Raw genomic sequence first — 26,171 nt, forward strand, 5'->3', positions numbered from 1 at the left:
GGGAGGTCCTAACGGAAGAAATGGCACGAAGGGCGCCCCCAGAGTCTAGGGACGCCCTTCGCGGGAAAAGTCGTACGTGACTAAGGCGTGGTCACTCGCCCGGAACGATGTTGACGACCTTGCGGCCGCGACGGGTGCCGAACTCGACGGCACCGGCGATCAGCGCGAACAGGGTGTCGTCGCCGCCGCGGCCCACGCCCGAACCGGGGTGGAAGTGGGTGCCGCGCTGGCGGACGATGATCTCGCCGGCGTTGACGGCCTGGCCGCCGAAGCGCTTCACACCGAGGCGCTGGCTGTTGGAGTCGCGACCGTTCTTGGTGGACGCGGCGCCCTTCTTGTGAGCCATGAGTTCAGTCCTTCGTCGAAAAAGCTGGATCCGAGCGAGAGCTCAGAGGGAGATGTCGGTGACCTTGACCTGGGTGTACTTCTGGCGGTGACCCTGGCGCTTCTTGTAGCCGGTCTTGTTCTTGTACTTCTGGATGACGATCTTCGGGCCCTTGGTGGCACCGAGGATCTCGACCGTGACGGCCGCCTTGTCGAGGCCGGTCGCGGTGACGGTCTCGCCGTCGACGACCATCACCACGGGAAGAGTCAGGGTGCTGCCGACCGTGTTGGCCTTCAGGTCCATCTTGTCGATCTCGATGACGTCGCCGACAGCAACCTTCTGCTGCTTGCTGCCACTGCGCACAACTGCGTACACGGCGGACTCACTCTCCTCAGGTGCTGTGGTGGCCATCGCTGGCGCAGGAATTGGTACGTGATACGTGCTCGGGGTGCTGCCCGGACCTCGCGGCATCGTCCTCGGAGGAGACCGACGCGGAGATCGAACAGGTGGCACGCCCGGAGGCGCACGAGGAGCAACTTTACGGCGCTGGGCCCGACCGGGTCAAAACGAGCCGACCCGGACAGGACTCAGCGCTTGCGGCTGCCCCGCTTCTTGATCGGGACGTGCTCGACGTGGGGCTCGTCGGCGTGCTCGTCGGCCTGCTCACCGGCGGGCACGTCGTCGCTGTCGGGACCCGGCTCGAGACCCGCCGTGCCGGGCTCGACGAGCCCGGACTCCGGCCGCTGCCCGGCCACGCCCACGGGCGGGACGACCGGCGGGCCGGCCGGCCGGGTGGCCGAGCGGCGACGGGTGCGGGTCACGACCTGCGGCTTGACGGGCTCCACCGGCGCCTCGACAGCAGGCTCCTCAGCGGGCGCCTCGACCGCGGGCTCGGCTCCTTTGGGCTCGCCGGCCTGCTCGACCGGCGTCTCGGCCGACTCCGGGGCCGACTCCTGGGCCGGCTCCTGGGCCGACGTCTCGCCGCCCGGTGTCTCGGTGCCCTCCGGTGCGTCCGGAGCCTCGGCGGGTACGTCGACCGCGGACGGCACCTCGACCGAGGCCGCCGCTCCGGGCGTCTCGGTGTCGGGCGTCTCGGTGTCGGGCGCCTCGGTCCCGGACGTCTCCGCCTCGACCGGGTGGTCGTGGCGCGGCATGGCCGCGACGTCCTTGGGCGACGGGGCGGGGGCGGGCGAGGGGCTGGGCGAGGAGCCGTTCCCTCCCCCGTTCGCGTTGCCGTTGCCGTTGTCGTTGGACTGGCCGTTGCCGCCCTCACCGCGGCCGCGGCCCCGGTTGCGGCGGCCGCTGCTGCGGCGGTCGCCGTCGTCCGACTCGCCCTTGGCCTCGACCGGCTCGGCGGTGATCACGACGCCGCGGCCGTGGCAGTGCTCGCAGTCGGTGCTGAAGGCCTCGAGCAGCCCGGTGCCGATGCGCTTGCGGGTCATCTGCACGAGGCCGAGCGAGGTGACCTCGGCGACCTGGTGGCGGGTGCGGTCGCGACCGAGGCACTCGACGAGGCGGCGTACGACCAGGTCGCGGTTGGACTCCAGGACCATGTCGATGAAGTCGACGACGATGATGCCGCCGATGTCGCGCAGCCGGAGCTGACGCACGATCTCCTCGGCCGCCTCGAGGTTGTTCTTGGTGACGGTCTCCTCGAGGTTGCCGCCGGAGCCGGTGAACTTGCCGGTGTTGACGTCGACGACCGTCATCGCCTCGGTGCGGTCGATGATCAGCGAGCCGCCCGAGGGCAGCCAGACCTTGCGGTCGAGGCCCTTCTGGATCTGCTCCTCGATGCGGTAGGCAGTGAAGACGTCCTTGCCGGCGGCGCGGCCCTCGGTCGCGGGCTCGAACTTCTCGAGCCGGTCGGCGAGGTCGGGCGCCACGTGGGAGACGTAGCCCTGGACGGTGTCCCAGGCGTCGTCGCCCTCGATGACGAGCTTGGCGAAGTCCTCGGTGAACAGGTCGCGCACGACCTTGAGGGTGAGGTCGGGCTCGCCGTACAGCAGCTGCGGAGCACTGCCCTTGGCCTTGGACTCGATGTCCTCCCAGCGCGCCTTGAGCCGCTCGACGTCGTGGGTCAGCTCCTCCTCGGAGGCGCCCTCGGCGGCCGTGCGGACGATGACGCCGGCGGTGTCGGGGACGATCTCCTTGAGCAGCGTCTTGAGACGGTTGCGCTCGGTGTCGGGGAGCTTGCGGGAGATGCCGGAGGTGGTGCCGTCGGGCACGTAGACGAGGAAGCGACCCGCGAGGCTGACCTGCGAGGTCAGGCGGGCGCCCTTGTGGCCGATCGGGTCCTTGGTGACCTGCACCAGCACCGACTGGCCGCTGGAGAGCACCGACTCGATCTTGCGGGGCTGGCCCTCCTTGTGGCCGAGCGCCGACCAGTTGACCTCACCGGCGTAGAGCACGGCGTTGCGGCCCTTGCCGATGTCGATGAAGGCGGCCTCCATCGAGGGCAGGACGTTCTGCACGCGGCCGAGGTAGACGTTGCCGATCAGCGAGGTCTGCGACTCGCGGGCGACGTAGTGCTCGACGAGGACCTTGTCCTCGAGCACGGCGATCTGGGTCAGCTCCTTGCGCTGGCGGATGACCATGACGCGGTCGACCGACTCGCGGCGGGCCAGGAACTCGGCCTCGCTGACGATCGGGGCGCGACGGCGGCCGGCCTCGCGGCCCTCGCGGCGGCGCTGCTTCTTGGCCTCGAGGCGCGTCGAGCCGGCGAGCGCGGTGATCTGGTCCTCGGGAGCACGGCGGTTGCGGACCCGGGTGACGGTGTTGGGCTCGTCGTCGGAGTCGTCGCCCTCCTCGCCGGCGCGACGGCGACGGCGACGGCGACGCGAGGTGCCGTCGCCCTGCTCGGTCTGCTCGCTGTCCTGCGGTCCGGTGTCGGACTTGTCGGCGTCCTGGGAGTCGTCGTCGGACTCGGCGTCCTGGCCGTCCGCGGAGCCCTCGCCGCCCTTGCGGCGACGACGTCCACCCCGGCGGCGACGGCGGCGCGCCGGTCCGGTGCCATCTCCCTCACCCTCGGCGTCGGTGCCCTCGGCGCCGTCAGCGGCGTCAGCGGCGTCGGTGTCCGGGCTCTCGGTCGCGTCCGCGTCCTCGGCGGTCTCCGCGTCGGCGACCTCGGTCGAGGTCTCCTCCTCGTCCTCGACCGGCGCGGCGGCAGCCTTCTTCTTCGACGTGGACTTCTTGGTCGTCTTCTTCGCCGCGGCCTTCTTCGCCGGCTTGGCGGGGGCCTCGGCGTCCGCGGCGCTGTCGCCGGCGGAGTCAGCGGTGGTGTCAGCGGTGGTGTCGTCCGCGGGAGTGGCGGCGGCCTTCTTGGTGGCGCGGGTCCGGCGCGGGGCGGTCTCGGGTGCCTGGAAGAGGGGTACGGCGCTGGGCGCGCCGCCCGTCTCGGCGGCGGGCGACTCGGTCGCGGGCTCGGGCGCCGCGGTCTTCCTGGTCCGGGTGCGCGTCGTCTTCTTGACGACCGGCGCGGCGGGAGCGTCCTCGACGGGCGCCTCGACCGCCTCGACCTGCTCGGCGGTGGGCTCGACCGCGGCGGCCTTCTTCGTCGTGGTCTTCTTCGCGGTCGTCTTCTTGGCCGCGGTCTTCTTCGCCGCCGCCTTCTTGGCGGGCGCCTTCTTGGCGGGCGCGACCGGCGCGTCGGCGTCGGCAGCCGCCGGGGCCGCGTCGGGGATCAGGCTGTCCTGCACCGAGGCGGGCGGGGTCGCCGCGGCCTTCTTGGCGCTCGAGCGGGTGCGGGTCGTCTTCTTGACCGCCGGCGCGGTCGGGGTCTCCACGCCGGCAGCGGGGTCGGGGGTGACGGGCTCGACCGGGGCGGCGGCGGCTGCCGTGGCGGCGGTCTTGCGGGGGGCGCGTCGCGTGGTCTTCTTCACCACCGGGGCGGCGGGGGCATCGGAGGTGTCCGAGCCGGATGAGCCGTTGTCGGTGGTGTCGTTCGGGTTGTCGTCGAGCATGTCGCTCTCCTCGCCGGCACCCAGATCAGCTCCGGGGCCGTGTCGGCGTCGCGAGGCCCGGTGGACGGGCGTCGGACGCAAAGCCTTCGTGTGGCGGCGACACCCTCCGCGTGCGCGTCATCCCAAGCGCGTCGATCACCCATCCGCGGTCGCTGGGCCGGGTGTGCACCTCTCTCACCGGTGCACGAGCCGCGTCGCGGAACTGGCGTCGACCTTCATCGGATGTGCCGGACCTTGACGGGGCCAGGCGAGAACGTCGTCGGCTCGTCGTGGATGGCGGACCATCCGCGTCGAACGTGGCGAGTATCGCACACTCGTCACGATTCGCCGGTAACCCCGACGGCGGCCGGACAGGTCGCCCGGGCCCGCCCGGGCGCTCAGACGAGCGGGTCGCCGATCGCGCCGGAGGCCTCGAGGGTGCCCTGCTCGAGACGGGTCATCAGGGGCGCCTCGCCCATCGCCGTACCCGACACCGCGGCCAGCGCCGTGAGCACGTCGTCGGGACGCACGGCCGGGACGCCGTGGCGCAGCACCAGCTCGAAGGCGGCCCCGTCACGCTCGGTGGAGGCGGCGGTCGCGAGCGAGAGCACGGCGTCGCGGGCGTCGAACTCGCGCAACCCCTTCTTGGTCATCCGCTCGACCAGCACCTCGTCGGCGGCCAGGAACGCGTCGGCGGCGGCCTGCGCGGAGTCGAGCGGCACGGTCACGTCGATGCGCCAGCGGCTCGCCTCCAGGCGGTCGGCGAGCGAGCCACCGGGCGACTCCACGACCTCGAGCACGTCGAGGCCGGGCGGCAGCGCCTCGTCGAGCAGCGCGTGCACCTCGGAGGGCACGAGCACCTGCGCGAGCGCGATCTCGAGGTATTCCGCCTCGCTGGCCGAGCCCGTCGGGGCAGCCCCGGCGTAGGAGATGCGCGGGTGCGGGTTGAAGCCGGACGAGTAGGCCATCGGGATGCGGGCGCGGAAGACCGCCCGCTCGAAGGCGCGGCTGAAGTCGCGGTGGCTGGTGAAGCGGAGGCGTCCGCGCTTGGCGTAGCGCACTCGGAGGCGCTGCACCGGGGGCGGCTGCTGGGGCGGGTCCTTACGTGGCATGTCGGGGCACACGCTAGCCGTCATGGTCCCCCACGGCCGACTTCAGGGCAGCTTCGCCTCCCGCATCTGCCGCGACGCGTAGATGCTGTTGACGACCTCGCCGTCCAGCCACGCGGTGAGCCGCACCGCCTCCGCATCGAGGGCGGCCCGAGCGTCCGCGCCGACGTCCTCGCGCAGCACCACCCGCACGGCGGCGTCCGGGTCCTGCACCCAGCACCCGACGACGCGCCCCTCCCACCAGGCGGTGGTGCCACCGTTGCCGTTGGTGTCGAAGAGGTACGGCACGTGGGCGGCCTCGAGGTAGAAGGCGCGCTGCTTCCAGCCCATCAGGGTCGGGTCGAGCGCTGGCAGCAGGGCAGCCCACGGCTCGACCTCCGGCTCCGGCTCGAGGTCGTCGGCCAGCAGCCAGCCGGTCTCGCCCGAGTCGAGACCGACCACGACGGCCCCGAGATCGGCCAGCGCTCGCCGGACCGCGGACTTGGTCGAGCCGAGCCACCACACGATGTCGGTCTCGGTGCCCGGCCCGAAGGTGAGCAGCCAGCGGCGGACGAGCTCGGCATAGCCCGCCGCTTCGTCGAGCGGCTGGGGCGACTCCCCCAGCCAGGCCGCCATCGAGGTCCACTGCGGCTGGGAGACCCGCCAGTGGCTGCCGTTGTGCCCGCGCACGATCAGGCCGTCGGCGCCGAGCTGGCCCAGCACCCGCGGCGCCAGCGAGACGTCGGCCGCCCACTTGGTGTCGCCGCCGATGCGGACCTTGCCGGTCAGGACGGGCAGCTCCTCACGCAGCGCCCGCGCGCTCACCTCGGCTCCCCCGGCCAGCCGTTCGAGCACCGCGTCGCGGGCCGCGGCCAGCCAGGCGTCCCCGTCGTCGGCCAGCCCGCCGGCCACCGCGTCCTTGACGATCCGCTTGGCCTCCGTCAGCGCGACCCGGGCCGACGCGCTCCCCCACGCCGCAGGGAGCAGGTCGCGCGGGAAGACGAACAGGGTCCGGCGCATCGCCAGCTGCTTGACCAGCGTGCGGTCGTCGTACAACGCGCGATCGACGTCGTCGCGGGTGAGCCCGTCGACGCGGGCGTGGAGGGAGAGGTACGGCGTGGGCGGCTCGGTCGAGTGCAGCACCGTCATCGCCCGGGTGGCCGCGACCGCGTCGGCGGCCCGGTGGTCCGGATGGATCGCGTGGCGCCGCGCCAGCCGGGCGCGCCGCTGCTCGTCGGTGACGTGGAGCCGGGCGCCGGTCATCACATGGCGATGCTGTCGAGGCCGAACATGGACGGCGCCAAGGCGTAGAGCACGAGGGCGGCCAGCGCGATCACGACCGCGGTGCGCGTGCGCAGGAGCAGGGCGAAGAAGCCGAGCCCGATCGGCCACAGCGCGAGCCCGTAGCGGGTGTGCACGCCGATGTACTGCCCCGTCGTCACGAAGACCATCACGTCGAGCAGGATCGGGCCCAGCGCGAGGCCGAGGAGGTAGCCCGGCGCGAGCTGGCGCACGAAGGCCGCGGGCTCGCGGGCCACGCCGGCCCAGATCGCCAGCGCCGGGCCGGCCATCGCCAGCATCATCCAGGTGGCCGGCATGTTGAGCGGCCCCTCGCCGTACGGACCGAGGAACCGGAAGCTGTCGAGCACCAGCTGCACGGGCAGCAGCGAGTCGACCAGGTAGTTGCCCGGAGGGGCGGGGTCGCCGATCTGGGTGGCGCTGACGACGAGCATCGAGACGAGCGTGAAGACGAGGGTGCTGGCGCCGAGCCAGGCGCCCGCCACGACCGCTCGCACGCGGGTGGCGCGTTCGACCGCACCCGGCCAGGCCACCACCGCCAGCAGTGCGATGCCGAGCCCGAGCACCACGACGATGTTGGAGCCCTTGACGCCCGCGGCTCCGAGCCCGGCGAGCACGAGGGTCCACCACGGCCACTCCCGGCGCAGGAACTTCAGGGTCGCGAGCGTGGCCAGCGCCCCGACCGGGATGTCGAGGGCGTGCGGGGTGATGAAGGTGTACTGCTGCTGCAGGGCCGGGACCAGCAGCACAGTGGACGCGGCGACCAGGGAGCCGCCCCGTCCGGCGCCCAGCGCGCGGGCGACGAGGAACAGCGACCACATGCTCAACGCGGCCCACAGGGCACCGACCAGCCGGGCGGCCAGCAGCGCGTTGTCGACCAGGCCCGAGCCGGTCAGCACCGCCGCGACGGCGCCGGTCGCCCAGTAGTACGGCGCCGGGTCGGCCGCCGCCGAGTTGAGGGTGAACACGTCGGGCGAGTCGCGGCAGGGGGGCGGCTTCGGGCCGTCGATGCGGGTGATGCCGCGGCACGCGCGGACGTCCTGCCCCCAGGCGCCGATCTCCTCGCCGTTGCGCATCCACAGGTCGCCGGTCGCGACCTGGTGCACCCGCTCGGCGTACTGCCACTCGTCGAAGATGCTGAGCTGGCCGTTGGCGACCGCCTGGTTGGCCACGACCGGGGCAGCCAGGGCCGCGAAGACCACCAGCAGCGCGGCGTGCGCGCGCCACCCGGTGAGCCTGGAACGCACCGACTCGACCCACGTCCTGGCGCTGCCCCCGTTCGTCACGCGGCGAGTATGCCGCAGCCGGGCCCGCCCTCGTGGAGGCACGGGTCGGGGCCGGCCGTTGCTAGCATGCGCGCCGTGCCGACGACAGACCCCCGACCCTCCACCGACAGCCGGGTCCTGGTCATCGTCCCGGCGTGGAACGAGCAGGCCAGCGTCGGCGACACCGTGCACGAGATCCGGAGCACCAACCCGGGCGTGGACGTGCTCGTGGTCGACGACGGGTCCGGCGACCGCACCGCCACCGTCGCGGCGGCGGCCGGCGCGAGCGTCGTGCGCCTCCCCTTCAACCTCGGGGTCGGCGGCGCGATGCGCACCGGCTACCGGCACGCGCTGCGGGCCGGCTACGACGTGGCCGTGCAGATCGACGCGGACGGCCAGCACGACCCGCGCTACCTCGACACCCTGATCGCCGAGCTCGACCGCGTCGACATCTGCATCGGCAGCCGCTTCGCCCGCGCCGACGACCCCTACACCGTCCGCGGCCCGCGACGGTGGGCGATGATCCTGCTCGCGCGCGTGTTGAGCCGGCTGGCCGGCACCACGCTGACCGACGTCACCTCCGGCTTCCGCGTCTGCAACCGCCGCGCGATGACGGTCTTCGCCGAGCACTACCCGGCGGAGTACCTCGGCGACACCGTCGAGTCCCTCGTCATCGCCACGCGCGTCGGGTGCCGCGTCGGCCAGGTGCCCGTCGACATGCGGCGCCGGGCCGCGGGCCAGCCGAGCGCCTCGCCGCTGAAGGCGGCGGTCTTCCTGTGCCGGGCCGTGGTCGCGCTGGGGCTCGCGCTCGTACGCCGCTGGCCGGCCACCTTCGACGAGGGCCTCACCGACAGCGGCGCCCTGCAGACCGACGCACGGGCGGAGGCGTCATGACCCCCACCGCCCTGGGCGTGGCCGTCTCGGTCATCGTCACCGTCGTCCTGTTCGAGATGCTGCGCCGGCACCGGCTGCGCGAGAAGTACGCCCTGATCTGGTTCTCCATCGCGATCGGGCTGCTCGTCATCACGATCTTCCCGGTCGTGCTCACGTCGGCCGCCGAGCTGCTGCACGTGCAGGTGCCCGCCAACCTGCTCTTCTTCGTCGGCTCGCTCCTCCTGCTCGCGATGAGCCTCCAGCACAGCTTCGAGCTCGGCCGGCTCGAGGAGCGCACCCGCACCCTGGCCGAGGAGGTCGCGCTGCTGCGGCTCGCCCTCGACGAGCGCGCCCCCGACCAGCACGGCGTCGACGAGCGCGGCCTCGAGCCGCCCGACGACCTGCCCGAGCCCGGGGAACCCGCCGGCACGGACACGTCGGACGACGGTCCCGCGTGAGCCACCTGCACCTGGTCGTGGCCTACTGGGGAGACCCGGCCCTGCTCGACCTGACCATGCGCAGCGTGCTCGCCCAGACCGACCCGCGCTGGCGGGTCACCGTGATCGACGACGGCTATCCCGACCCGGCCGCGCAGCAGACGTGGGGTGAGCACACGGACGAGCGCATCAGCTATCAGCGAAACGACGTCAACCTCGGGGTCGCCGGCAACTTCGAGAAGGCCAGGCAGGTCGCGGTGGCCGACGAGGACGCGGACCTGGTCGCCTTCCTCGGCAGCGACGACCTGCTGCACCCGACGTACGTCGCGAACGCCTGGCGCGTCCACGAGCAGCACCCGGACGTCGACATCGTCCAGCTCGGGGTGCGGGTGATCGACGAGGCCGGCGAACCCGCCGACGGGCTGACCGAGCGGATCAAGCGCGCGCTGATGCCGCGCGGCGCCGGGCAGCACGTCCTCGGCGGGGAGACGCTGGCCACCAGCCTGCTGCGCGGCAACTGGCTCTACTGGCCCTCGCTCGTGTTCCGGCGCGAGGCGCTCGGCCGGGTGGCGTTCCGGGCCGACCTGCCGACCATCCTCGACCTGGCCCTGGTCCTCGACCTCGTCAGCGGTGGCTCACGGCTGGTGGTCGACCCCGCCGTCTGCTTCTCCTACCGCCGTCACGCCCAGAGCGCGTCCTCGCAGGGGCTGCACACCGGCGACCGGTTCGACGAGGACCGCCGCTTCTTCGCGGAGTCCGCGGGCCGCATGGACGCGCACGGTTGGCCGAGGGCGGCCCGGGCCGCACGCCGCCGCTGGGTCTCGCGGCTGCACGCGCTCACACTGGCTCCGGCAGCCCTGCGTCTTCGCTCCGGCGACCAGCTGCGGGCCGTGGCTCGTCACGCCCTTCGTCGCTGACGACGCCGGCCCGCAGCAGCATCCGGCTCAGCGCGAGCCAGGTGACGACGACGAGCACCGTGTAGAGGGCGAACTGCACCTCCGCGGTGAGCGGCGGCTCCCAGCCGCCGTCGAAGGCGCTGCCCGACACGCCGCTCACGTTGCGTCGCAGCTGGGCGAAGTAGGCGCGGACGTGGACGTAGGCCAGCAGCCCGGTGATGGGCACGCAGATGAAGGCGACCCGGTTGGCGAACGACTGGTCGGACCGCTCGGAGGCGACCATGCCGGCGAGGACCGGGACGAGCAGGAGCAGCGGGATCGTGTAGCGGCCCTGCCAGACCGGGCCGACCGAGCCCCACTGGGCGGCCTGGATGGCGATCGGCACGAAGTAGGCCGCGGCGACGAGCGTCGCGAGCGCGGCGAGGCGGCGCCGGTCGACGACGGTGGCGAGCATGCCGACGATGAAGATCGCGCCGGTGATGTAGAAGGTGTACTCCCGCGGGGAGAGCACGGTGTCGAGCCAGCCGAAGATGCCGACGACCTCGTTGAGGCCGGAGTCGATCCGCGCGGCGGACAGCGACCAGGCGTCCCACATCGAGACGGGGGCCGCGGTGGAGGTGCCCTCCAGCGACCCGGCCGAGCTGAAGGTCCAGGCGCAGTTGATCGCGCTGGCCACGACCGGCAGCGCCGTGAAGGCCAGCATCCGGCGCTCCAGCAGCCGCTTGACCAAGGGGCCACCGAAGGCGACCAGCAGCACGCCGAGCCAGATCGCGAGCCACACCGGCGAGATCATCCGGGCGATGCACAGCGCCGCCGCGGACACCAGCGAGATGCGCAGCAGCAGCGTCGAGAGGAGCGCCTGCGGGCGCAGCAGTGCCGCGAGGCTGCACGCGCCCACCGCGGCCATCGCGGTGATCTCGAGCGAGTTGGGGTTCACCACGCCGCCGAGGTAGAGCACCATCGGCGAGCAGCCGACCAGCACCCCCGTCATGGCCAGCGCCGGACGACGCATCGTGCGGGCGGCCGCGAGGGCGAGGCCCAGGAACATCGAGCTGATCAGCACCGCCATGCCGCGCTCGGAGGGGACGGCGAGGTCGAGCGGCACCACCAGCGTCGGCAGGCCGGTGACGACGTAGTAGCTCGGGATGTAGCGGCCGGCCGGGTTGGGGTAGGGCAGCAGCTTCTCGCTGTCCCCGACCGGCGCGAGGCACTCGGCCGAGACCAGCGGCTGGAAGGCATAGCAGCCAGCACTGCCGGCGGAGGACAGCAGCCCCTCGGGCACCTCGTCGACGCCGGTGGTGCCGAGCACCTGGTCGCCCTCGGGCGGGTCGGGAGTCAGGTTGCCGTGCGCGGCGCCGTACGCCCGCAGCTCGTGCGCGACCGAGTCGGGGGCCGACCACAGCGGGGTGGCCAGCGACCACATCGTCATGAAGAGCGCGCTCCAGAGCCAGAAGACCAGCGCGTGGCGCACGAAGCCGCGCAGGTCCACCTCACGGTCCGGTCCCATCGCAGGTCCCCACGCCCGGCCCCTCGCCTTGCTCACGGTGCTGTCGTCTCCTCGGTGCTCGCGGCCCCGCCGGCGGCGGGACCCGGGCGAGTCTAGGTTCTCCGCGCCGTACGTCCACGATCGCGGTTCACGCGCCGGCGGCGGGCTCGCGCATCAGCGATAGGGTCTGGAGCCATGTCTGATGGGAGCGCTTCGGGGGACGACCGCACGGCCGCGCTGGCGCAGGAGCTCGGTCTGGCGCGACGCGAGATCAAGTGGGTCCGCACCGAGCTGGAGCACCTGACCGAGGCCCTCCAGCGCGTACGCCGCCAGCGGGCGCGGCTCCGCGAGCAGTCCGAGTCCCTGGCCACCGGCCTCGCGGTCGAGCTGTCCGCGGCCTACTGGCGCGAGCAGGAGTCGGGCCTCGGGCGCCTGCGCTCCAAGGCCGGCCGGCGCTCCGACGAGGCGCAGCTGGTGCGCGAGGTCGAGGCGAGCGAGCACTTCGACGCGGGGTGGTACCTCCGCCAGGCCCAGCGCGAGATCCTCGACCAGCGCATCCCTCCCGCGCTGCACCACGTCCGTCATGCCAACCGGCTCCGGCTCGACCCGAGCGAGGACTTCAGCACCGGCCGCTACCTCAACCGCCACCCCGAGGCCGCCGACAGCGGGCTGCCGGCCCTGCTCCACGCCCAGCGCGAGGGCCGGCTCGCCGACGGGCTGGTCGAGGTCTCCTCCGGCGCCGGCTCGGACGACTGATGCTCGAACTGGACGACTACCGCACCCGCTGGCTGGCCTTCACCGAGCGCTACCTCGCCGCCCCCTCCGGGGACCGGCGCGCCCTGGCGGCCGAGGTCGTCGCGGAGGGGTTGCCCGCGGATGAGCCGTCGTCCGGGTTCGACCCGAGCGCGACCGAGCGGTGCTCCGTCGAGGGGGCGGTGATCCTCGCGGCGGGCCTGTTCGACTCCTTCGGCTACCAGCAGCACAACCCCGACCTGTTCTGGGACCTCGACGGGCGGCTGGAGGAGCTCGAGCACTTCGTGGCCAAGGGGTGGAAGGAGCTGCGCCACCCGTCGCCCGACTTCGACATGTGGAACTACTGGTGCGAGCACCTCGACGCCACCCGCGAGGACATCAACCCGGTCGTGCACTACGCCGTCGAGGGGCGCCGGGCCGGGTTGCCGACGCTGCCCGCCCTGGAGACGATGCCGCCGCCCGAGCCGCCGGGGCCGGACTACACGCCGCGTCGGGTCGTGATGTTCGCGGCGTACGACGGCGACGGCGTGGTCGACGACACGGTCGTCACCTACGTCGCCGACCTGAGCCGGTTCGCGGACGTCTACTACCTCGCCGACTGCGAGATGGCGCCCGGGGAGCTGGACAAGCTGGCGCCGTACACGAAGGGCGCCTGGGGCATCCGGCACGGCCGCTACGACTTCGGCTCCTACTCGATGCTGGCCAGGGACCTCGTCGGCTGGGACGTCATCGACGGCTACGACGAGCTGATGTTCGCCAACGACTCCTGCTTCATGGTCCAGCCGCTCGACCAGGTCTTCGCCAAGATGGACGCCACGACCTGCGACTGGTGGGGACTGCAGGCGACGTACGACGACTTCGACGACCGGGCCTTCGACCGGCTCGGGCGGCGGCTGGGCCTCGACGAGGTCGGCGAGGAGATGCGCGAGCCTGCGCTGTGGCGCTACTCCGACTTCATCCACGTCGGGTCCTACTTCCTGTGCTACCGCCGCCGCGTCCACACCGACCCGCGCTTCCGCAAGCGCCTCGACGAGGTGGCCTCGCAGTCGGAGAAGGTCACGATCATCTTGAAGTACGAGATCGGCTTCTCGCGGCTGCTCATCCTGGCCGGCTTCACGATGGCGACCTTCGTCGACGGGATCCTCGCCTACCACCCGGTCTACCGGGCCTCGGCGTTCGACCTGATGCACGAGGGCTTCCCGTTGCTCAAGCGGCAGCTGCTGACGGAGAACCCGTTCGAGACGCCCGACCTCAACCGGTGGAAGGAGCGGGTGCTCGAGGCCGCGCCCGACGCCGACGTCGCGGCGATGGAGCGCGCCCTGAGCCGCACCGCCCCGCCGTGGAGCCTGGTGCGCAGCTTCGGCTTCCGCACCCGCCGCGACGGGACCGTGCAGCCGCCCGGTCACGTCGGGCCGCACGAGTTCGCCGACGAGGATCGCTGGGTGCCGACCCACCCGCACTGGTGGGTGTTCCCGGTCGACCCGCGCACGGGCGTGCTGTCCGGTGCGGTGCGCGCGGTCTTCGACGAGCTGCGCGACGACCCGTCGGTGAAGAAGATCGTGCTGCTCGGCTCGCGCGGGCTCAAGATCGGCGGCGACAACGTCGCGCTCGTGGCGAGCGAGAGCGCGGCCGGGCAGATGTACGGGCTCCGGGCCGGCACGATCCTCACGACCATCGGCTCGCGCTCCGACGTCAACCATCCGCTGGCCCGGCGCTACCACCGCTTCCTCGACGTCGGTCGGCCCACCGGGATCGCCCCGGCCTTCGTCGCCTTCGGCGGCCAGGGCCTGCACGGCGAGCGCCCGCTGCCGGACGTGGACTACGAGAAGCGGTTGACCACGGCGGTCGTGACCTCGCACGCCGGAGCGGACGTGTCGTTCCCCGACCTGGAGGCGGACGGGACCTGGGCGATCGGCTCACCCCGCGTCGACCTCCTCCTCCGCGACGAGGCGCTGCTCTCGCCCGAGCTGCGCGGCGACCTCGGCGCGGTGCGCACCCTCCTCGCCGGGCGCCGGCTGGTGCTCCTCTCCCCCAGCCGCGGCGGTGAGCTCGACCTGGCCGCGTTTGCCGAGTGGGCGGCGTCGCGGTCCTCCGACGTCGTCGTCGCGGTGCTCCCGCTGTCCGGGGCCCAGCCGCGCGTGCCGGCCCCGCTCGTCGACCTCCTGGACCCGCGCTGGCTCGAAGTCACGCTCGGGCTGCGGGTGCCGCCGGTGCCCGAGATGGTCTGGCGGCTGACCGACGTGCTGGTCAGCGGCACGCCCGCCGACCTCGCGGACTTCGCGCCCCTCGGTCGCGCGGCGGTGGCCGCGCCCGGGACGTCGGGTGTGCCCTTCGCCGTACCCTCCGACACCGCAGCGCTGCTCGCCGGGGTCGAGGCCGCTCTGGGCGGGGCCGTCGACGCCGACTACACGGCATGGGGCCGTGGGCTGCACGAGCTGTCCGACGGCCACAGCGCCGCCCGGCTGGTGCGCCGCCTCAAGCAGACCTACCTGCCGTGGGAGGACTGGCTCGCCGCGGAGTCCACCAGCAGCGAAACCGTCAGCGGAGCCTGAGGCTGCGCAGCCGGTGCACGAACCGGCGGGCGGCGGCTCCGTCGAGCGGAGCGGCACCGGCCGGGAGCTCGACGTCACGGCACGCGAACCCGCCCTCGGCCAGGTCGCGCAGGTGGCGCAGGAGGTCGTCGTCGGCCTGCCTCGGGCGCGCCCATCCCTCGTCGAGCAGGTCGGCGCCCGGCGACGTGCGCAGCACCGGGACCCCGGTCACGAGCGCGTCCAGCGCGTGCGGGTCGTGGTCGGTGACGACGGCCGACGCGACGCGGTGGATGGACGTCGTCGAGGCGACGGCCCGGTCGGAGAGCCCGACGAGGTGCGGCAGGTCGTGCGCCATCAGCGCCCGGGTCCAGCCGTCCGGCCGGTCCACGCGCGGCTCGCGCACCCCGACCACGACGTCGTGCTCGCGCGCCCAGTCGGCCAGTCCGTCGGGGAGGTCCCGAGCGGGCCCGTGCATCCACCAGACCACGAGGGGGCGGCCGTCGAGGCGCTGGCGCAGGCGCTCCTCCTCGGCGCGCACGTCGGCGGGCAGGTCGTCCGGCGCGAGCACGAGGTGGTCGTGACGGGGCAGGCCCGTCGCCCAGGTGCGCCCGAGCTGGAGGTCGGGGATGGTGGCGGCGCGCAGCAGCGCCTCCCCCGTCGAGGCGGTCGCGACGGCCTCGACCCGCGCCCAGTCGACGCCGTCGGACGCCTCGGTCGCGGCCGGCAGTCCGACGCCGAGGTGGACGTGGTGGTGGCGGGCCCGCGGGAAGGCGAACGGCCACGCGACGTCGGGCTTCTCGGCGGCGAGCAGCACGCCGCAGCGCACCATCGCGGCCTGCCCGGCGGGGGTGTCCATCGGGATCACCGTCACCCGCTCGCCGGTCGGCACCTCGTCGAGCGGCCTCCCCCGCGTGAGCACCACCTTGTGCAGGCTCGGGTCGTCGCGCACTTCGTCGAGGACGGCCCGCATCCCGGGGTCCATCCGCCCCGACGGCGACACCGGGAAGGCCCACCAGTGGTCGAAGCTGGGCGTCTCGCGGTCGAGCCGGCGCAGGCCGTAGCCCTGGGTGGCCCGGACCGGGATCTGCCGGCGTCCGTCGTCGGCCAGCGCAGCGGCGTACGCCTCGTGCAGCATCGCGGGCGCCGTCACGCGCTCGAGGTGGGCGCGCATGAGGGCGTACGGCGCGTCGGGGACCCCCCGGAGCGCTGCCCGCAGCCGCTCCTCCCAGCGCCCGAGGTCGGCGACGTGGCGCGGGTTCTCGCCGAGGTAGTTGCGCTTGACCAGCGGGAAGCCCTGCTCGACGAGCTCGAAGAAGTGCCGGCCGTAGAGCGGGTGGAACGCCCACAGGTCGGGCAGGTACGTGTCGAAGTCGAAGCCGGCGTCCACGAGGTAGCGGCTGATGCCCACCTCGTACTTGTGGATGACCAGCCGCTTCTCCTCCTGCCGGGTCACCGTGTCGAGGCGCCAGCGGAAGCCGGGGTCGTCGAGCACCGGCCGGCGGAAGACGAGGAAGTAGGAGCTCAGGTGCAGGAACCGGTCGTCGGTCCAGTGCCGCGGGCCGATGAAGCGGCGCTTCGCCTCGGCCAGCGGGATGGGCGAGTCGTCGGTGATGTAGGACTCGTCGTGCTCCATCGAGGTCGCCTGGAGGCTCCACCAGTCGCAGGCGCGGGTGTCCATCTCGGCGAACACGTCGTCGAGCGGGCGCAGGAGGTAGCAGCTGTCGTTGGCGAGCACGACCTCGTCGTAGGCCTCGAGCCGCTCCCACCCGACCAGCTCGCGCGCCAGCAGCGAGAACGAGCCGAAGTCGTACGCCGCGTGCGGGATGCTCCACGCGCCCTGGACGATGCCGTCGAGCCGGGCCAGCTCGCCCGGCTCGAGCACCCCGTCGGCGAGGTAGAAGACGTCGGCGTGCCGCGCGAGCTCGGTGAGGTAGAGCACGACCGTCTCGTCGACGAGGCCGTCGCGGTCGTAGCCCGCGAAGAGGCAGGCGCGCCGCGGCCCCGTCGTCAGGGTGGTGGGCGTCCGCGTCGGTGCCGGCGTCGGCAGGGGCGCGAGCCCGTCGTGGCGACCGCGCAGCAGGTAGTGGACGAGCGGGTTGACCGTGTCGTCGGTGGGGTCGAGGTGCTCGGCCCAGTAGTGCCACAGGTCGAAGCGCAGGCTGGGGGTGCGCAGGCTGCGCCATCCCTCGGACACGAAGTGGCGGACCGGGTCGGTGCCGCGCCGCAGCCGGTGCTGCACGGCGTAGTCGTCGGCGTCCATGAAGCCGCTCGCGGCGACCACGGCACGCGCGGCCGCCACCTCGACGGCCGGGGCGGGCGGCGGCGGCACGACGTCGCCGATCTCCGGCAGCCCGTCGGCGAGCGCCGCCTCGAGGAACGCGCGCCCCTCCTCCGGGTCGCGGTTGTTGGCCGCGCGCCAGCGGCGGCAGAACCGGAACCAGCGCCGCCGGAAGTCGTCCACCTCGGCCCGGCGCTGCTCGAGCAGCCGGTCCGTCTTCCTCGGCGTCGTCACCGCGGCTTGGGCGGGTAGGCGTCCGCGCCCTGCGACTCCGCGGTGAGCAGGAAGTGGACCAGCGGGTTGATGCGCTGCTCGACGGCGTCGGGGTGGTCGATGAGGTACTGCCGGATGTCGAAGCGCTCGCTCGGCGCCCGCACCGGGTAGTAGGGGTGGCGCAGGAAGTGCAGCGCGGGGTCCTCGCCGAGGTCGACGACGTCGGGATAGGTCCGGAGGTACCACGCGGGGTCCCACAGCTCCGAGCCGCGGATCAGCTCGAGCTGCTGGCGCTCATCGCGGGTCACCGAGTCCTGCCGGCCCTTGAACAGGCCGCCTCCACGGGTCCCACCGGCGGTGTCGATGCGGAGCCGCTCGGCCAGCGCCTCGGAGAGGAAGCGGGCCGCGCGGTCGGCCTGGTCGGCCGTGGCGGCCAGCTCGGCCTCCCGTTCGCCGGCCTGCTCCTGCGCCTCGCGCAGCCCGGCGATCTCGGTGCGGGCGGCCGCCAGCTCGGCCTGCAGCTCGGCCTGCAGCTCGGCCTGCGACTCGGCGGCGGCGGGCGCGGGGCGGGGCTGTGTCACGTGCGCGACCCTATCGCCCGACGTACGTTGGTGAGGTGAGGTCCCTGCGCCGACTCGTCGCCCTGTCGCTCCCCTGCGCCCTCCTGGTCGCGTGCAGCTCCGCCGAGTCCCCCGGACCGACGCCGTCCCCGTCGTCCTCCCCGTCGTCCTCCCCGTCGTCCTCCCCGTCGTCGGCCACCTCATCGACCACCTCGCCGTCGCCGTCGGCGTCCAGCGCGTCGCCGACGCGTCCGCCCGACCCGGTCTCGATGGCGGCGCTGCAGGCGGCGACCCACGCGGGCTCGAGGCTGCGGCTCGGAGCGGTGCGCGAGCAGACAGCGGCGTACACCTCCTACGACGTCACCTACCGCTCGACCACCGGCCGTCGCTCATTCACGATCAGCGGCGTCCTCAACGTGCCGACCGGCAAGGGCCCGTTCCCGGCTGTGGTGCTGGCCCACGGCTACATCGACCCGGCGATCTACGTGCGCGGGCAGGGCATGACGCGCGAGCGGGGGGTGTTCGCGAGCCGGGGGTACGTCGCCCTGCACGTCGACTACCGCGGGCACGCCGAGTCGACCGACGACCCGCGCTCCGACCGCGACCTGCGCCTCGGCTACTCCGCCGACGTGATCGCAGCGGTGAAGGCCCTGCGCGCCTCCGACGACGTGCCGGTCGACGACGACCGGATCGCCCTGATGGGCCGCTCGATGGGCGGCGGCGTGGTGATGAAGGCGCTCATCGCCGAGCCCGGGCTCGTGCAGGCGGCCTCGCTGTGGGCGTCGGTGTCGTCGCTGGAGGGCGAGAACTTCGACCAGTTCATCCGGGCCGACGGCGACGCGCGACGGACGGCGATCGTGCAGGCTCACGGCCTGCCGGAGGACCGGCCCGCGTTCTGGCGGGCGGCGTCGGCGCGTCCCTACCTCTCGGAGATCACCGAGCCGGTGCTGATCGTCCATGGCCGGGTCGACGACACCTGTCCCCCGCGCTGGGCGCGCGCCACGCAGGCGGCCATGCAGCGCGCGGGGGTGGACTCGACGCTCGAGTGGTACGACGACGGGCACGCGTTCGGTCCGGCCTTCACCGCCGCGATGGACCGCACGATCCGCTACTTCGACACCCGGCTGGCCTGAGGCTCGCCGGACGTCATGAGAAGTGGTTGTCCGAACCGCCACTTCTCATGACGTCCGCTCAGGGTCGGTACGTCGCCACGACGACGCTTGCAGCCGAGCGTGTCGACACCGACGACTCAGTCGAGGAGCTCCAGCAGGTGGCGTGCCTGGTCCTCGGTCGAGCCCGGCGGGTTGCGGCTGAAGCCGCCGTGGCCGGGGAGCAGCTTCATCAGCCAGAAGCAGGCGAGCAGGCGGCGGTGGTCCAGTAGGCGCGCCTGCTGCGCGTCGTCGAGGTCGAACGCGGCCACCAGTGCCGGCACGTCGAGGGCGCGGGTCAGCCGCGACGACGCGTGCTCGACCACGTCCGCGAGCTCGTAGGTGAGCTCGGACGCGCCGTACTCCTCCCAGTCGATCAGCCGGCACACCTGGCCGTCCCACAGCACGTTGTCGAGGTTGCCGTCCCCGATCGCCACGACCCGGTGGGTCGGCGGGTCGAAGCTCGCCCCCGCCAGCCATGCGACCGCGCTCGCGCGGGCCCGCTCGACGAGGGCGGGGTCGAGGCAGGCGGTGAGGTCGTGGTCCGCCGCCAGCAGCCCGGCCAGGTCGGTGCGCATCGACCACGGCGGGTCGGCGCGGTCGGGCAGGTCGTCCGGCACGGGTACGGCGAACAGTCGCCGCAGCGCGGTCACCATCGCGTCCTGCTGCGCGGTGTCCAGGTCGGCACCCAGGGGCGTCCCCGGGACCCGGGACATGACCACGACGGGGCGACCGTCCTGCGTCCTCCGCTCGATCGGGGTCGGCGCCAGTCCCGGTGCGTGGCGCGCGAGCAGCTCGAGCCCCGCCCACTCCCGCTCCGCCTCGCCCTTGCCCCACGAGACGTAGCGCTTCGACACGATGTCGCCCTCGATCGTCACGTCGTGGGTGTGCACCATGCGCGCCACGCTAGCGGCGGCCCTCGCCGTCACGGTTTCCCCGCGTCTGCGGGGAGACTCGAGGCTGCGGACCGACCGATCAGACGACGGCGAGCGGCAGCAGCTGGCGGCCGGTGGGACCGATCTGGATCTCGGTGTTCATCTCGGGGCAGACGCCGCAGTCGTAGCAGGGGGTCCAGCGGCAGTCCTCGATCTCGACGTCGGAGGAGCCGTCAGCGACCGCGAGGGCGTCCTCCCAGTCACCCCACAGCCAGTCCTTGTCGAGGCCCGAGTCGAGGTGGTCCCACGGGAGCACCTCGTCGTAGTCGCGCTCGCGGGTGGTGTACCACCCGACGTCGATGCCGGTGCCGGCCAGCGCCGTCTCGGCGGATGTCATCCAGCGGTCGTAGGAGAAGTGCTCGCTCCAGCCGTCGAAGCGTCCGCCGTCGCGCCACACCTGCTCGATGATCGCGCCGACGCGGCGGTCACCGCGCGAGAGCAGTCCCTCGACGATGCCGGGCTTGCCGTCGTGGTAGCGGAAGCCGATGGCGCGGCCGTAGCGCTTGTCCTCGCGGACCACGTCGCGCAGCTTCTTCAGGCGGTCGTCGGTGGTCTCGTGGTCGAGCTGCGCGGCCCACTGGAAGGGCGTGTGCGGCTTGGGCACGAAGCCGCCGATGGAGACGGTGCAGCGGATGTCGTTGTGGCCCGTGACCTCGCGCCCCTTGGCGATCACGCGCTTGGCGAGGTCGGCGACCTGGAGCACGTCCTCGTCGGTCTCGGTGGGCAGCCCGACCATGAAGTAGAGCTTCACTTGCCGCCAGCCATGGCTGTACGCCGCGGCGACGGTGTTGATGAGGTCGTCCTCGGTCACCATCTTGTTGATGACCTTGCGCATGCGCTCGCTGCCGCCCTCGGGAGCGAAGGTGAGGCCCGAGCGGCGACCGTTGCGGGAGAACTCGTTGGCCAGGCTGATGTTGAAGGCGTCGACGCGGGTCGAGGGCAGCGACAGCGAGACGTTGGAGCCCTCGTAGCGGTCGGCCAGGCCCTTGGCGACCTCGCCGATCTCGGTGTGGTCGGCGCTGGAGAGCGACAGCAGGCCGACCTCCTCGAAGCCGGACTTGCGGATGCCGTTCTCGACCATGTTGCCGATGGTCTCGATCGAGCGTTCGCGCACGGGACGGGTGATCATCCCGGCCTGGCAGAAGCGGCAGCCCCGCGTGCAGCCGCGGAAGATCTCGACGGAGAACCGCTCGTGCACGGTCTCGGCGAGGGGCACGAGCGGCTTGGCGGGGTAGGGCCAGGCGTCGAGGTCCATCAGGGTGTGCTTGGAGACGCGGAACGGGATGCCCGGACGGTTGGGCACGACGGCCTCGATGGTGCCGTCGGCGGCGTACGTCACGTCGTAGAACTTCGGGACGTAGACCCCGCCGCTCACGGCGAGGCGGCGGAGCAGCTCGTCGCGTCCGCTCGGCTCCCCCTCGGCCTTCCACTCCCGGATCACCTCGGAGATCGCCAGCACGACCTCCTCACCATCGCCGAGCACGGCGGCGTCGATGAAGTCGGCGATCGGCTCCGGGTTGAACGCGGCGTGGCCGCCGGCGAGCACGATCGGGTCCTCGTCGGTGCGGTCGGCGGCGTGCAGCGGGATGCCGGCGAGGTCGAGCGCGTTGAGCATGTTGGTGTAGCCGAGCTCGGTGGAGAAGCTCAGGCCGAAGACGTCGAAGACGCGGACCGGGCGGTGCTGGTCGACGGTGAACTGCGGGATCCCGTCGGCGCGCATGACGGCCTCCATGTCGGGCCACACGGCGTAGGTGCGCTCGGCGACGATCCAGTCGCGCTCGTTGAGGACCTCGTAGAGGATCTGGACGCCCTGGTTGGGCAGGCCGACCTCGTAGGCGTCGGGATACATCAGGGCCCAGCGCACGGTCGTCTCGCCGCCGCAGTCCCACTCCTTGAGGGTGGAGTTGAGCTCGCCACCGACGTACTGGATCGGCTTCTGCACGGACGGGAGCCGGGACTCCAGCAGCGGGAAGACCGATGCCGGGGAGACAGCGACGGACACGCGAAACACCTCGAGGACTCAGCGGGGAAGGAGCAACCGCCAAGGGTACGCCGGATGTGGTCGACGTGCGCAGTCGCCGACCTCTTGACTTATCGTTTTTCGTTGTTATCGTTCATCGTGATGTTATCGATGAACGACAAACCAGAGGAGCACGAGATGGCCGGGAAGTCGCTGTTCACGTTCGACCGGTGGGACTACCTCGGCACGCGCGTCGTGCTCGGTGCCGTCGCCCTCGCGTCCGTCTCGTTCGGGGTGGTGGTGCCGCTCGTCCAGATGCTGCAGGGCGACGCGCTGACCTGGCAGCTCCAGACCGGCAAGACCGACGCCCTCGCCACCGACCAGCTGGGCGTCAAACCCGGAGCGGAGCTGACCTGGCCGGGCACCGCCGACGTGCGGATCGAGGACGCCGGGGTCGGCACCTGGCTGGCGAGCATCGCCCCGGGCGCACTCCTGGCGACCGCCACGGTGGTCGTGGTGGTCGCGCTCCTGCGGCTACTGTCCAGCATCCAGTCCAGGGAACCGTTCGCGCCCGCGGCCGTGCGTTCGCTGCGGGTCGTCGGCGCCACCCTGCTGCTCGGTGCGGTGGCCGTCACCGTCGCTGCCTCGCTGGCCAACCAGGCCGTGCTCCGGGCGGCGGTCGAGCTCCGCGGCGAGCCGTCCACCTTCACCCTCGCGCTCGGACCGGTCGTGGTCATCGCAGGGGCGGGCCTGGTGTGTGCGGCGCTGGCTGAGGCGTTCAACCACGGCATCGCCCTGGCCGACGACGTCGAGGGCCTCGTCTGATGCCGGTCGACGAGCCGCACCGCATCGTGTGCCGCCTCGACGAGCTCCTCGCCGAGCGCGGGATGACGCTGACGGCCCTGGCCGAGCAGATCGGCGTGACCATCGTGAACCTCAGCGTGCTGAAGAACCAACGCGCCAAGGCGGTGCGGTTCTCCACCCTGACCGCGATCTGCGACGCGCTGGGATGCCAGCCCGGCGACCTCTTCACGCTGGCGCCCTAGGGCCTGCGGCACACTTCTCCTGCAGCGACACGACCAGCGACGCGACGTACGACCGAAGTCCTCGGGGGGAAGCCAGTGAGCAAGCGGGAGAACCTCGTCCGCGCCGCCCTGCTCCTGCTCGTGCTCGGGGTCATCGCGACCCTCGTCGTCCTCGACCGTTCGCGGGGCGACGACAGGCCCGACGCGACGCCGACCTCGACGCCGACCCCGACCACCACCTCGCCGACGGAGTCGCCCACCAACGTCCCGAAGCCGACCGGCAAGCCGAGCCCGGGCGAGGAGGACGTGATCCCGACGCCGCCGCCCGGCATCGAGGCGATCGCGTGCCAGAAGCTCCAGACGTCGGTGGACATCCGCGTGCTCGACTTCAACACCCACCGCTCCTACGGCGGGATCGCGACCCTCGCCGCGGAGATCCGCGCCGTCGACCCCGACATCGTGCTGCTCCAGGAGATCGACCGCTTCAAGGCGAGCACCGGCAACATCGACCAGGCTGCCTACTTCGCCGACGCGCTGGGGATGAACCACGCGTTCGGGGCCAACGTCCGCTCCGGCAACGGGGAGTACGGCGTCGCGATCCTGTCCCGGTTCCCGATCATCGGCTCCGACAACTACCTGCTGCCCAACGGCCCCGGCGGCGAGCAGCGCGGGCTGCTGCGCGTCGGCGTCGAGATCGGCGGCCAGGAGGTGCGGATCTACAACACCCACCTCCAGAACAAGCTGCCCGGCCTGCGGGAGGCGCAGGCGAGGTACGTCGCGGGCATCCTCGCCAACGAGGACAACCCGATCATCCTGGGCGGCGACATGAACGCGACGATCAGCACGCCGACCCTGGCGCCGCTGACCGCGCAGCTCGTCGACGCGTGGTCCGTGGGCTCGGGTCCGGAGGGCACCGGTCCGAACGGCTCGCGCATCGACTTCCTCCTCGCCAGCCCGACCATCAAGGCCCAGCGCGCGGCCGTGCTCCCGTCCGCCATCTCGGACCACTCGCGGCTCTACGCCGACTTCGTCGTCCCCGCCTCGACGGACTGCCCGACCCAGCCCCGCGGCCGCAACCAGCGAGGGAACGGGAATCGCGGATGAGCCGGGCGCCCCGCCCGTAGGGTGGGCGGCTGGAGGTGTGATGAGGAAGGCTCTCGGGAGCGACCGCCGGGTCTGGTTCGTGATGGCCTGCTGGGTGGTCGGCTGCGTCCTCGCACTCGGGCAGGCCCACGACCCCGGGGTGCCGACCGAGCTGTGGCCGCCGATCGGGATCGGCTTCGTCGGCCTGACGCTGCTCTGGGACGGTGACGGTCGCCCCGGCAGGGGGGCTCTCGTGGCGACCGCGGCGATGGCCGCCGTCTTCGTCGTCGTCGGGCTCGCCTTCTCCAACCCGCCCGACCAGGTCCTCCTCATGGCCCTGCTCAACCTCGCGGCCGTCTGGGCGACGACGGTGATCTACCTCCGCGTCAAGGGCTCCCCGGGCTGGGCGCCCCGCGGGGCACGTTCCTTGGCGAGCATCGCGGGCGCAGCCGTCCTCGCGGCGACCCCGGTGTCCCTCCTCGGCGGCTTCTCCGGCCAGCCGGCCCTGGAGCTCACCCCGCTCACCCTCTGGTGGATCATCCGCAGCTCGATGTTCGCCTTCATCGGGGCCGCCACGTTCCTCACGTTCTTCCACGGCGACCTCTCCCGGTGGCGACGCCTGCCGAGACCGTCGCGGACCGGGCTCGGCCTGCTGGTCCCGGTCTCGCTGGCCTGCATGTACGTCGTCTACCTCGACCCCGACCTGCCGCTGAGCTGGTTCCTGCTGATCCCCGCGGTGTGGGCCGGGGTCATGCTGTCGCCCTTCGCCGCCGGCATCCATGCGCTCATGCAGTCGCTGGCCGCGGGCGTGCTGGCGTTCACCGAGGCCGACCGGTTCAGCTACGTCGGCTTCCTCCCCTCGTCGCTGATCATCGACCTGCTGCTCGTGGCCAGCACCTTCATCACGATGCAGATCGCCCTGCTCCGCGACGAACGGGAGCGGGCGCTCGCCGCCGAGCGCGCGCAGCGCCGACAGGCCGACGCCCAGTCCACGCTGCTCGGGCAGGTCTTCGACTCGATGACCGACGGCATGATGCTCTTCAACGACGGCGCGCTGGTGCGCCACAACCCGTCGGCACGCCACCTCCTCGGGCGCCCACTGCCCGCCCGGCCGGCCGAGGGCTGGGCGTCCTACCTCGGCCTCAGCTCGGTGGAGGGCCGGCCGCTGGACGAACCGGACCTCCCCGGGACCGCGGGGCTCAGGCGGCACCGTTCGACCGTGACCATCGACCACGACCGGAGCAAGCGGCTGCTCGAGATCAGCTCGTGGCCCATCTCGGGGGACGACATCCTGGTCCTGCTCACCGACGTCACCAACCAGCGGCACCGGCTCGACGAGCTCTCGCGCTTCGCGGGCATCGTCTCCCACGACCTGCGCACGCCCCTGACCAGCCTGCACGGCTGGCTCGAGATGGCCCACGAAGCGGCCGAGAACGGTGAGGACGTCGCTCCGCTGCTGAAGCGCGCCGAGGCGTCCAGCCGGCGGATGGAGCGCGTCATCGGGGGCTGGATCAACTACACCGTCGTCCGCGAGGGCGGGCTGACACCCGAACCGGTGCCGATCTCCGAGCTGGTCGGCGAGGCCGGCGAGAGCTCCTCGGAGGACTCCCCCGGCACGCTCCGGATCACGAACCACGCACCGCACCTCGTCCGCGCCGACCGGGTGCTCGGTCGCCAGCTCTTCGGCAACCTGATCGGCAACGCGGTCAAGTTCGCCCGCCCGGGTGAGCCCGCCCACGTCGAGATCACCTCGCGCGAGGACGATGAACCGGGCTGGATCCGGATCGAGGTGGCCGACCGCGGGGTCGGGCTGACGCCGGGCGAGGAGGAGCTGATCTTCGAGGAGTTCCACCGCGACCCCCAACAGGCGCAGGGCGTCGAGGGGACCGGGCTCGGCCTGTCGCTGTGCCGCACGATCGTCACGCGCCACGGCGGCAGCATCGTCGCCTTCACCAACGACCACGGCGGCGCGACCTTCTCGATGACCCTGCCGGCAGCCACGCCGCCCGGCTAGCTGTACTGACCACAGAGGTTGGTGACAGCCGACTGGGTCTAGACGAGATGGAGACCTCCGGGTG

Annotated in this window: 21 protein-coding genes; 10 read left to right on the plus strand and 11 right to left on the minus strand. The window is 72.6% G+C overall.

What is annotated here, in order from left to right; genetic code table 11:
• Window positions 1–91: 91 nt before the first annotated feature.
• From rpmA to C7S10_RS10900, 6 genes are all read right to left on the minus strand, one after another.
• Window positions 92–346: a 50S ribosomal protein L27 gene (gene rpmA / locus C7S10_RS10875; protein ID WP_108344468.1), complete on the minus strand. Its 255-nt coding sequence runs from the start codon at window positions 344–346 to the stop codon at window positions 92–94.
• A 42-nt stretch (window positions 347–388) separates the two neighbouring features.
• On the minus strand, window positions 389–700 hold the full coding sequence (gene rplU, locus C7S10_RS10880) for a 50S ribosomal protein L21 (protein WP_107767848.1): 312 nt from the start codon (window positions 698–700) through the stop codon (window positions 389–391).
• Window positions 701–912: 212 nt separating this feature from the next.
• The gene (locus C7S10_RS10885; protein ID WP_108344469.1) at window positions 913–4,284 is read right to left on the minus strand and encodes an Rne/Rng family ribonuclease; all 3,372 of its coding nucleotides are present in this window, start codon (window positions 4,282–4,284) and stop codon (window positions 913–915) included.
• A 377-nt stretch (window positions 4,285–4,661) separates the two neighbouring features.
• Window positions 4,662–5,375, minus strand: a complete 714-nt coding sequence (locus C7S10_RS10890) for a TIGR03936 family radical SAM-associated protein (protein ID WP_108344470.1) — start codon at window positions 5,373–5,375, stop codon at window positions 4,662–4,664.
• A gap of 42 nt (window positions 5,376–5,417) precedes the next feature.
• The gene (locus tag C7S10_RS10895; protein WP_108344471.1) at window positions 5,418–6,614 is read right to left on the minus strand and encodes a winged helix DNA-binding domain-containing protein; all 1,197 of its coding nucleotides are present in this window, start codon (window positions 6,612–6,614) and stop codon (window positions 5,418–5,420) included.
• Window positions 6,614–7,936 carry a glycosyltransferase family protein gene (locus tag C7S10_RS10900; protein WP_108344472.1) on the minus strand — a complete coding sequence of 441 codons (1,323 nt, stop codon included), beginning with the start codon at window positions 7,934–7,936 and terminating at the stop codon, window positions 6,614–6,616. Before C7S10_RS10900 ends, C7S10_RS10895 begins: the two co-directional genes overlap by 1 nt.
• A gap of 75 nt (window positions 7,937–8,011) precedes the next feature.
• Between C7S10_RS10900 and C7S10_RS10905 the strand changes: the two genes are divergently transcribed.
• Genes C7S10_RS10905 through C7S10_RS10915 form a run of 3 tightly spaced genes read left to right on the plus strand, consistent with a single transcriptional unit; the run spans window position 8,012 to window position 10,142 of the window.
• Window positions 8,012–8,809, plus strand: a complete 798-nt coding sequence (locus C7S10_RS10905) for a glycosyltransferase family 2 protein (RefSeq protein WP_243395314.1) — start codon at window positions 8,012–8,014, stop codon at window positions 8,807–8,809.
• Entirely contained in the window at window positions 8,806–9,246 is a 441-nt protein-coding gene (locus tag C7S10_RS10910) for a DUF2304 domain-containing protein (RefSeq protein WP_108344474.1), read from the plus strand. Before C7S10_RS10905 ends, C7S10_RS10910 begins: the two co-directional genes overlap by 4 nt.
• Entirely contained in the window at window positions 9,243–10,142 is a 900-nt protein-coding gene (locus tag C7S10_RS10915; RefSeq protein ID WP_207769335.1) for a glycosyltransferase family A protein, read from the plus strand. The genes C7S10_RS10910 and C7S10_RS10915 overlap by 4 nt, the downstream gene beginning before the upstream one ends.
• Here the strand turns inward: C7S10_RS10915 and C7S10_RS10920 are convergent.
• Complete coding sequence (locus tag C7S10_RS10920; protein WP_133176490.1) at window positions 10,063–11,664, minus strand: DUF2142 domain-containing protein; 1,602 nt, start codon at window positions 11,662–11,664, stop codon at window positions 10,063–10,065. The genes C7S10_RS10915 and C7S10_RS10920 overlap by 80 nt on opposite strands.
• Before the next feature lie 138 nt (window positions 11,665–11,802).
• Here C7S10_RS10920 and C7S10_RS10925 point away from each other — a divergent pair, with 138 nt between their 5' ends.
• Both C7S10_RS10925 and C7S10_RS10930 read left to right on the plus strand, forming a co-directional pair.
• Window positions 11,803–12,363 carry a hypothetical protein gene (locus C7S10_RS10925; RefSeq protein WP_108344476.1) on the plus strand — a complete coding sequence of 187 codons (561 nt, stop codon included), beginning with the start codon at window positions 11,803–11,805 and terminating at the stop codon, window positions 12,361–12,363.
• Complete coding sequence (locus C7S10_RS10930; protein WP_108344477.1) at window positions 12,363–14,912, plus strand: rhamnan synthesis F family protein; 2,550 nt, start codon at window positions 12,363–12,365, stop codon at window positions 14,910–14,912. Before C7S10_RS10925 ends, C7S10_RS10930 begins: the two co-directional genes overlap by 1 nt.
• On the opposite strand, the gene C7S10_RS10935 is transcribed toward C7S10_RS10930, so the two are convergent.
• Together C7S10_RS10935 and C7S10_RS10940 are read right to left on the minus strand one after the other, a co-directional pair.
• Window positions 14,899–17,403: a rhamnan synthesis F family protein gene (locus C7S10_RS10935; protein ID WP_108344478.1), complete on the minus strand. Its 2,505-nt coding sequence runs from the start codon at window positions 17,401–17,403 to the stop codon at window positions 14,899–14,901. The genes C7S10_RS10930 and C7S10_RS10935 overlap by 14 nt on opposite strands.
• The gene (locus C7S10_RS10940) at window positions 17,400–17,963 is read right to left on the minus strand and encodes a hypothetical protein (protein ID WP_108344479.1); all 564 of its coding nucleotides are present in this window, start codon (window positions 17,961–17,963) and stop codon (window positions 17,400–17,402) included. The genes C7S10_RS10935 and C7S10_RS10940 overlap by 4 nt, the downstream gene beginning before the upstream one ends.
• Window positions 17,964–17,998: 35 nt before the next feature.
• Here C7S10_RS10940 and C7S10_RS10950 point away from each other — a divergent pair, with 35 nt between their 5' ends.
• A complete protein-coding gene (locus C7S10_RS10950; RefSeq protein WP_243395315.1) occupies window positions 17,999–19,075 on the plus strand; it encodes an alpha/beta hydrolase family protein in 1,077 nt (358 codons plus the stop codon).
• 116 nt (window positions 19,076–19,191) lie between these two features.
• On the opposite strand, the gene C7S10_RS10955 is transcribed toward C7S10_RS10950, so the two are convergent.
• Window positions 19,192–19,986 carry an aminoglycoside phosphotransferase family protein gene (locus C7S10_RS10955; RefSeq protein WP_108344481.1) on the minus strand — a complete coding sequence of 265 codons (795 nt, stop codon included), beginning with the start codon at window positions 19,984–19,986 and terminating at the stop codon, window positions 19,192–19,194.
• Window positions 19,987–20,065: 79 nt separating this feature from the next.
• Window positions 20,066–22,027, minus strand: a complete 1,962-nt coding sequence (locus tag C7S10_RS10960; protein WP_108344482.1) for a TIGR03960 family B12-binding radical SAM protein — start codon at window positions 22,025–22,027, stop codon at window positions 20,066–20,068.
• Window positions 22,028–22,156: 129 nt separating this feature from the next.
• Between C7S10_RS10960 and C7S10_RS10965 the strand changes: the two genes are divergently transcribed.
• The 4 genes from C7S10_RS10965 to C7S10_RS10980 all read left to right on the plus strand — a co-directional run bounded on the left by C7S10_RS10965 (window position 22,157) and on the right by C7S10_RS10980 (window position 26,107).
• Entirely contained in the window at window positions 22,157–22,810 is a 654-nt protein-coding gene (locus C7S10_RS10965; protein WP_165807117.1) for a DUF2975 domain-containing protein, read from the plus strand.
• Window positions 22,810–23,031, plus strand: coding sequence for a helix-turn-helix domain-containing protein (locus C7S10_RS10970; protein ID WP_108344484.1), 222 nt, complete (start codon window positions 22,810–22,812; stop codon window positions 23,029–23,031). Before C7S10_RS10965 ends, C7S10_RS10970 begins: the two co-directional genes overlap by 1 nt.
• Window positions 23,032–23,106: 75 nt before the next feature.
• Window positions 23,107–24,114 (plus strand): endonuclease/exonuclease/phosphatase family protein, encoded by a 1,008-nt coding sequence (locus tag C7S10_RS10975; protein WP_108344485.1) that lies wholly within the window; start codon window positions 23,107–23,109, stop codon window positions 24,112–24,114.
• Window positions 24,115–24,154: 40 nt separating this feature from the next.
• Window positions 24,155–26,107 carry a sensor histidine kinase gene (locus C7S10_RS10980; RefSeq protein ID WP_108344486.1) on the plus strand — a complete coding sequence of 651 codons (1,953 nt, stop codon included), beginning with the start codon at window positions 24,155–24,157 and terminating at the stop codon, window positions 26,105–26,107.
• Window positions 26,108–26,171: the final 64 nt, after the last annotated feature.

The organism is Nocardioides currus (genome assembly GCF_003057875.1).
GTDB lineage: Bacteria > Actinomycetota > Actinomycetes > Propionibacteriales > Nocardioidaceae > Nocardioides > Nocardioides currus.

Coding starts and splice junctions, on each gene's coding strand:
- C7S10_RS10930 (WP_108344477.1), top strand. CDS start 12,363: ATGCTCGAACTGGACGACTACCGCACCCGCTGGCTGGCCTTCACCGAG.
- C7S10_RS10970 (WP_108344484.1), top strand. CDS start 22,810: ATGCCGGTCGACGAGCCGCACCGCATCGTGTGCCGCCTCGACGAGCTC.
- C7S10_RS10925 (WP_108344476.1), top strand. CDS start 11,803: ATGTCTGATGGGAGCGCTTCGGGGGACGACCGCACGGCCGCGCTGGCG.
- C7S10_RS10965 (WP_165807117.1), top strand. CDS start 22,157: ATGAACGACAAACCAGAGGAGCACGAGATGGCCGGGAAGTCGCTGTTC.
- C7S10_RS10895 (WP_108344471.1), bottom strand. CDS start 6,614: ATGACCGGCGCCCGGCTCCACGTCACCGACGAGCAGCGGCGCGCCCGG.
- C7S10_RS10910 (WP_108344474.1), top strand. CDS start 8,806: ATGACCCCCACCGCCCTGGGCGTGGCCGTCTCGGTCATCGTCACCGTC.
- rpmA (WP_108344468.1), bottom strand. CDS start 346: ATGGCTCACAAGAAGGGCGCCGCGTCCACCAAGAACGGTCGCGACTCC.
- C7S10_RS10890 (WP_108344470.1), bottom strand. CDS start 5,375: ATGCCACGTAAGGACCCGCCCCAGCAGCCGCCCCCGGTGCAGCGCCTC.
- C7S10_RS10955 (WP_108344481.1), bottom strand. CDS start 19,986: ATGGTGCACACCCACGACGTGACGATCGAGGGCGACATCGTGTCGAAG.
- C7S10_RS10980 (WP_108344486.1), top strand. CDS start 24,155: ATGAGGAAGGCTCTCGGGAGCGACCGCCGGGTCTGGTTCGTGATGGCC.
- C7S10_RS10885 (WP_108344469.1), bottom strand. CDS start 4,284: ATGCTCGACGACAACCCGAACGACACCACCGACAACGGCTCATCCGGC.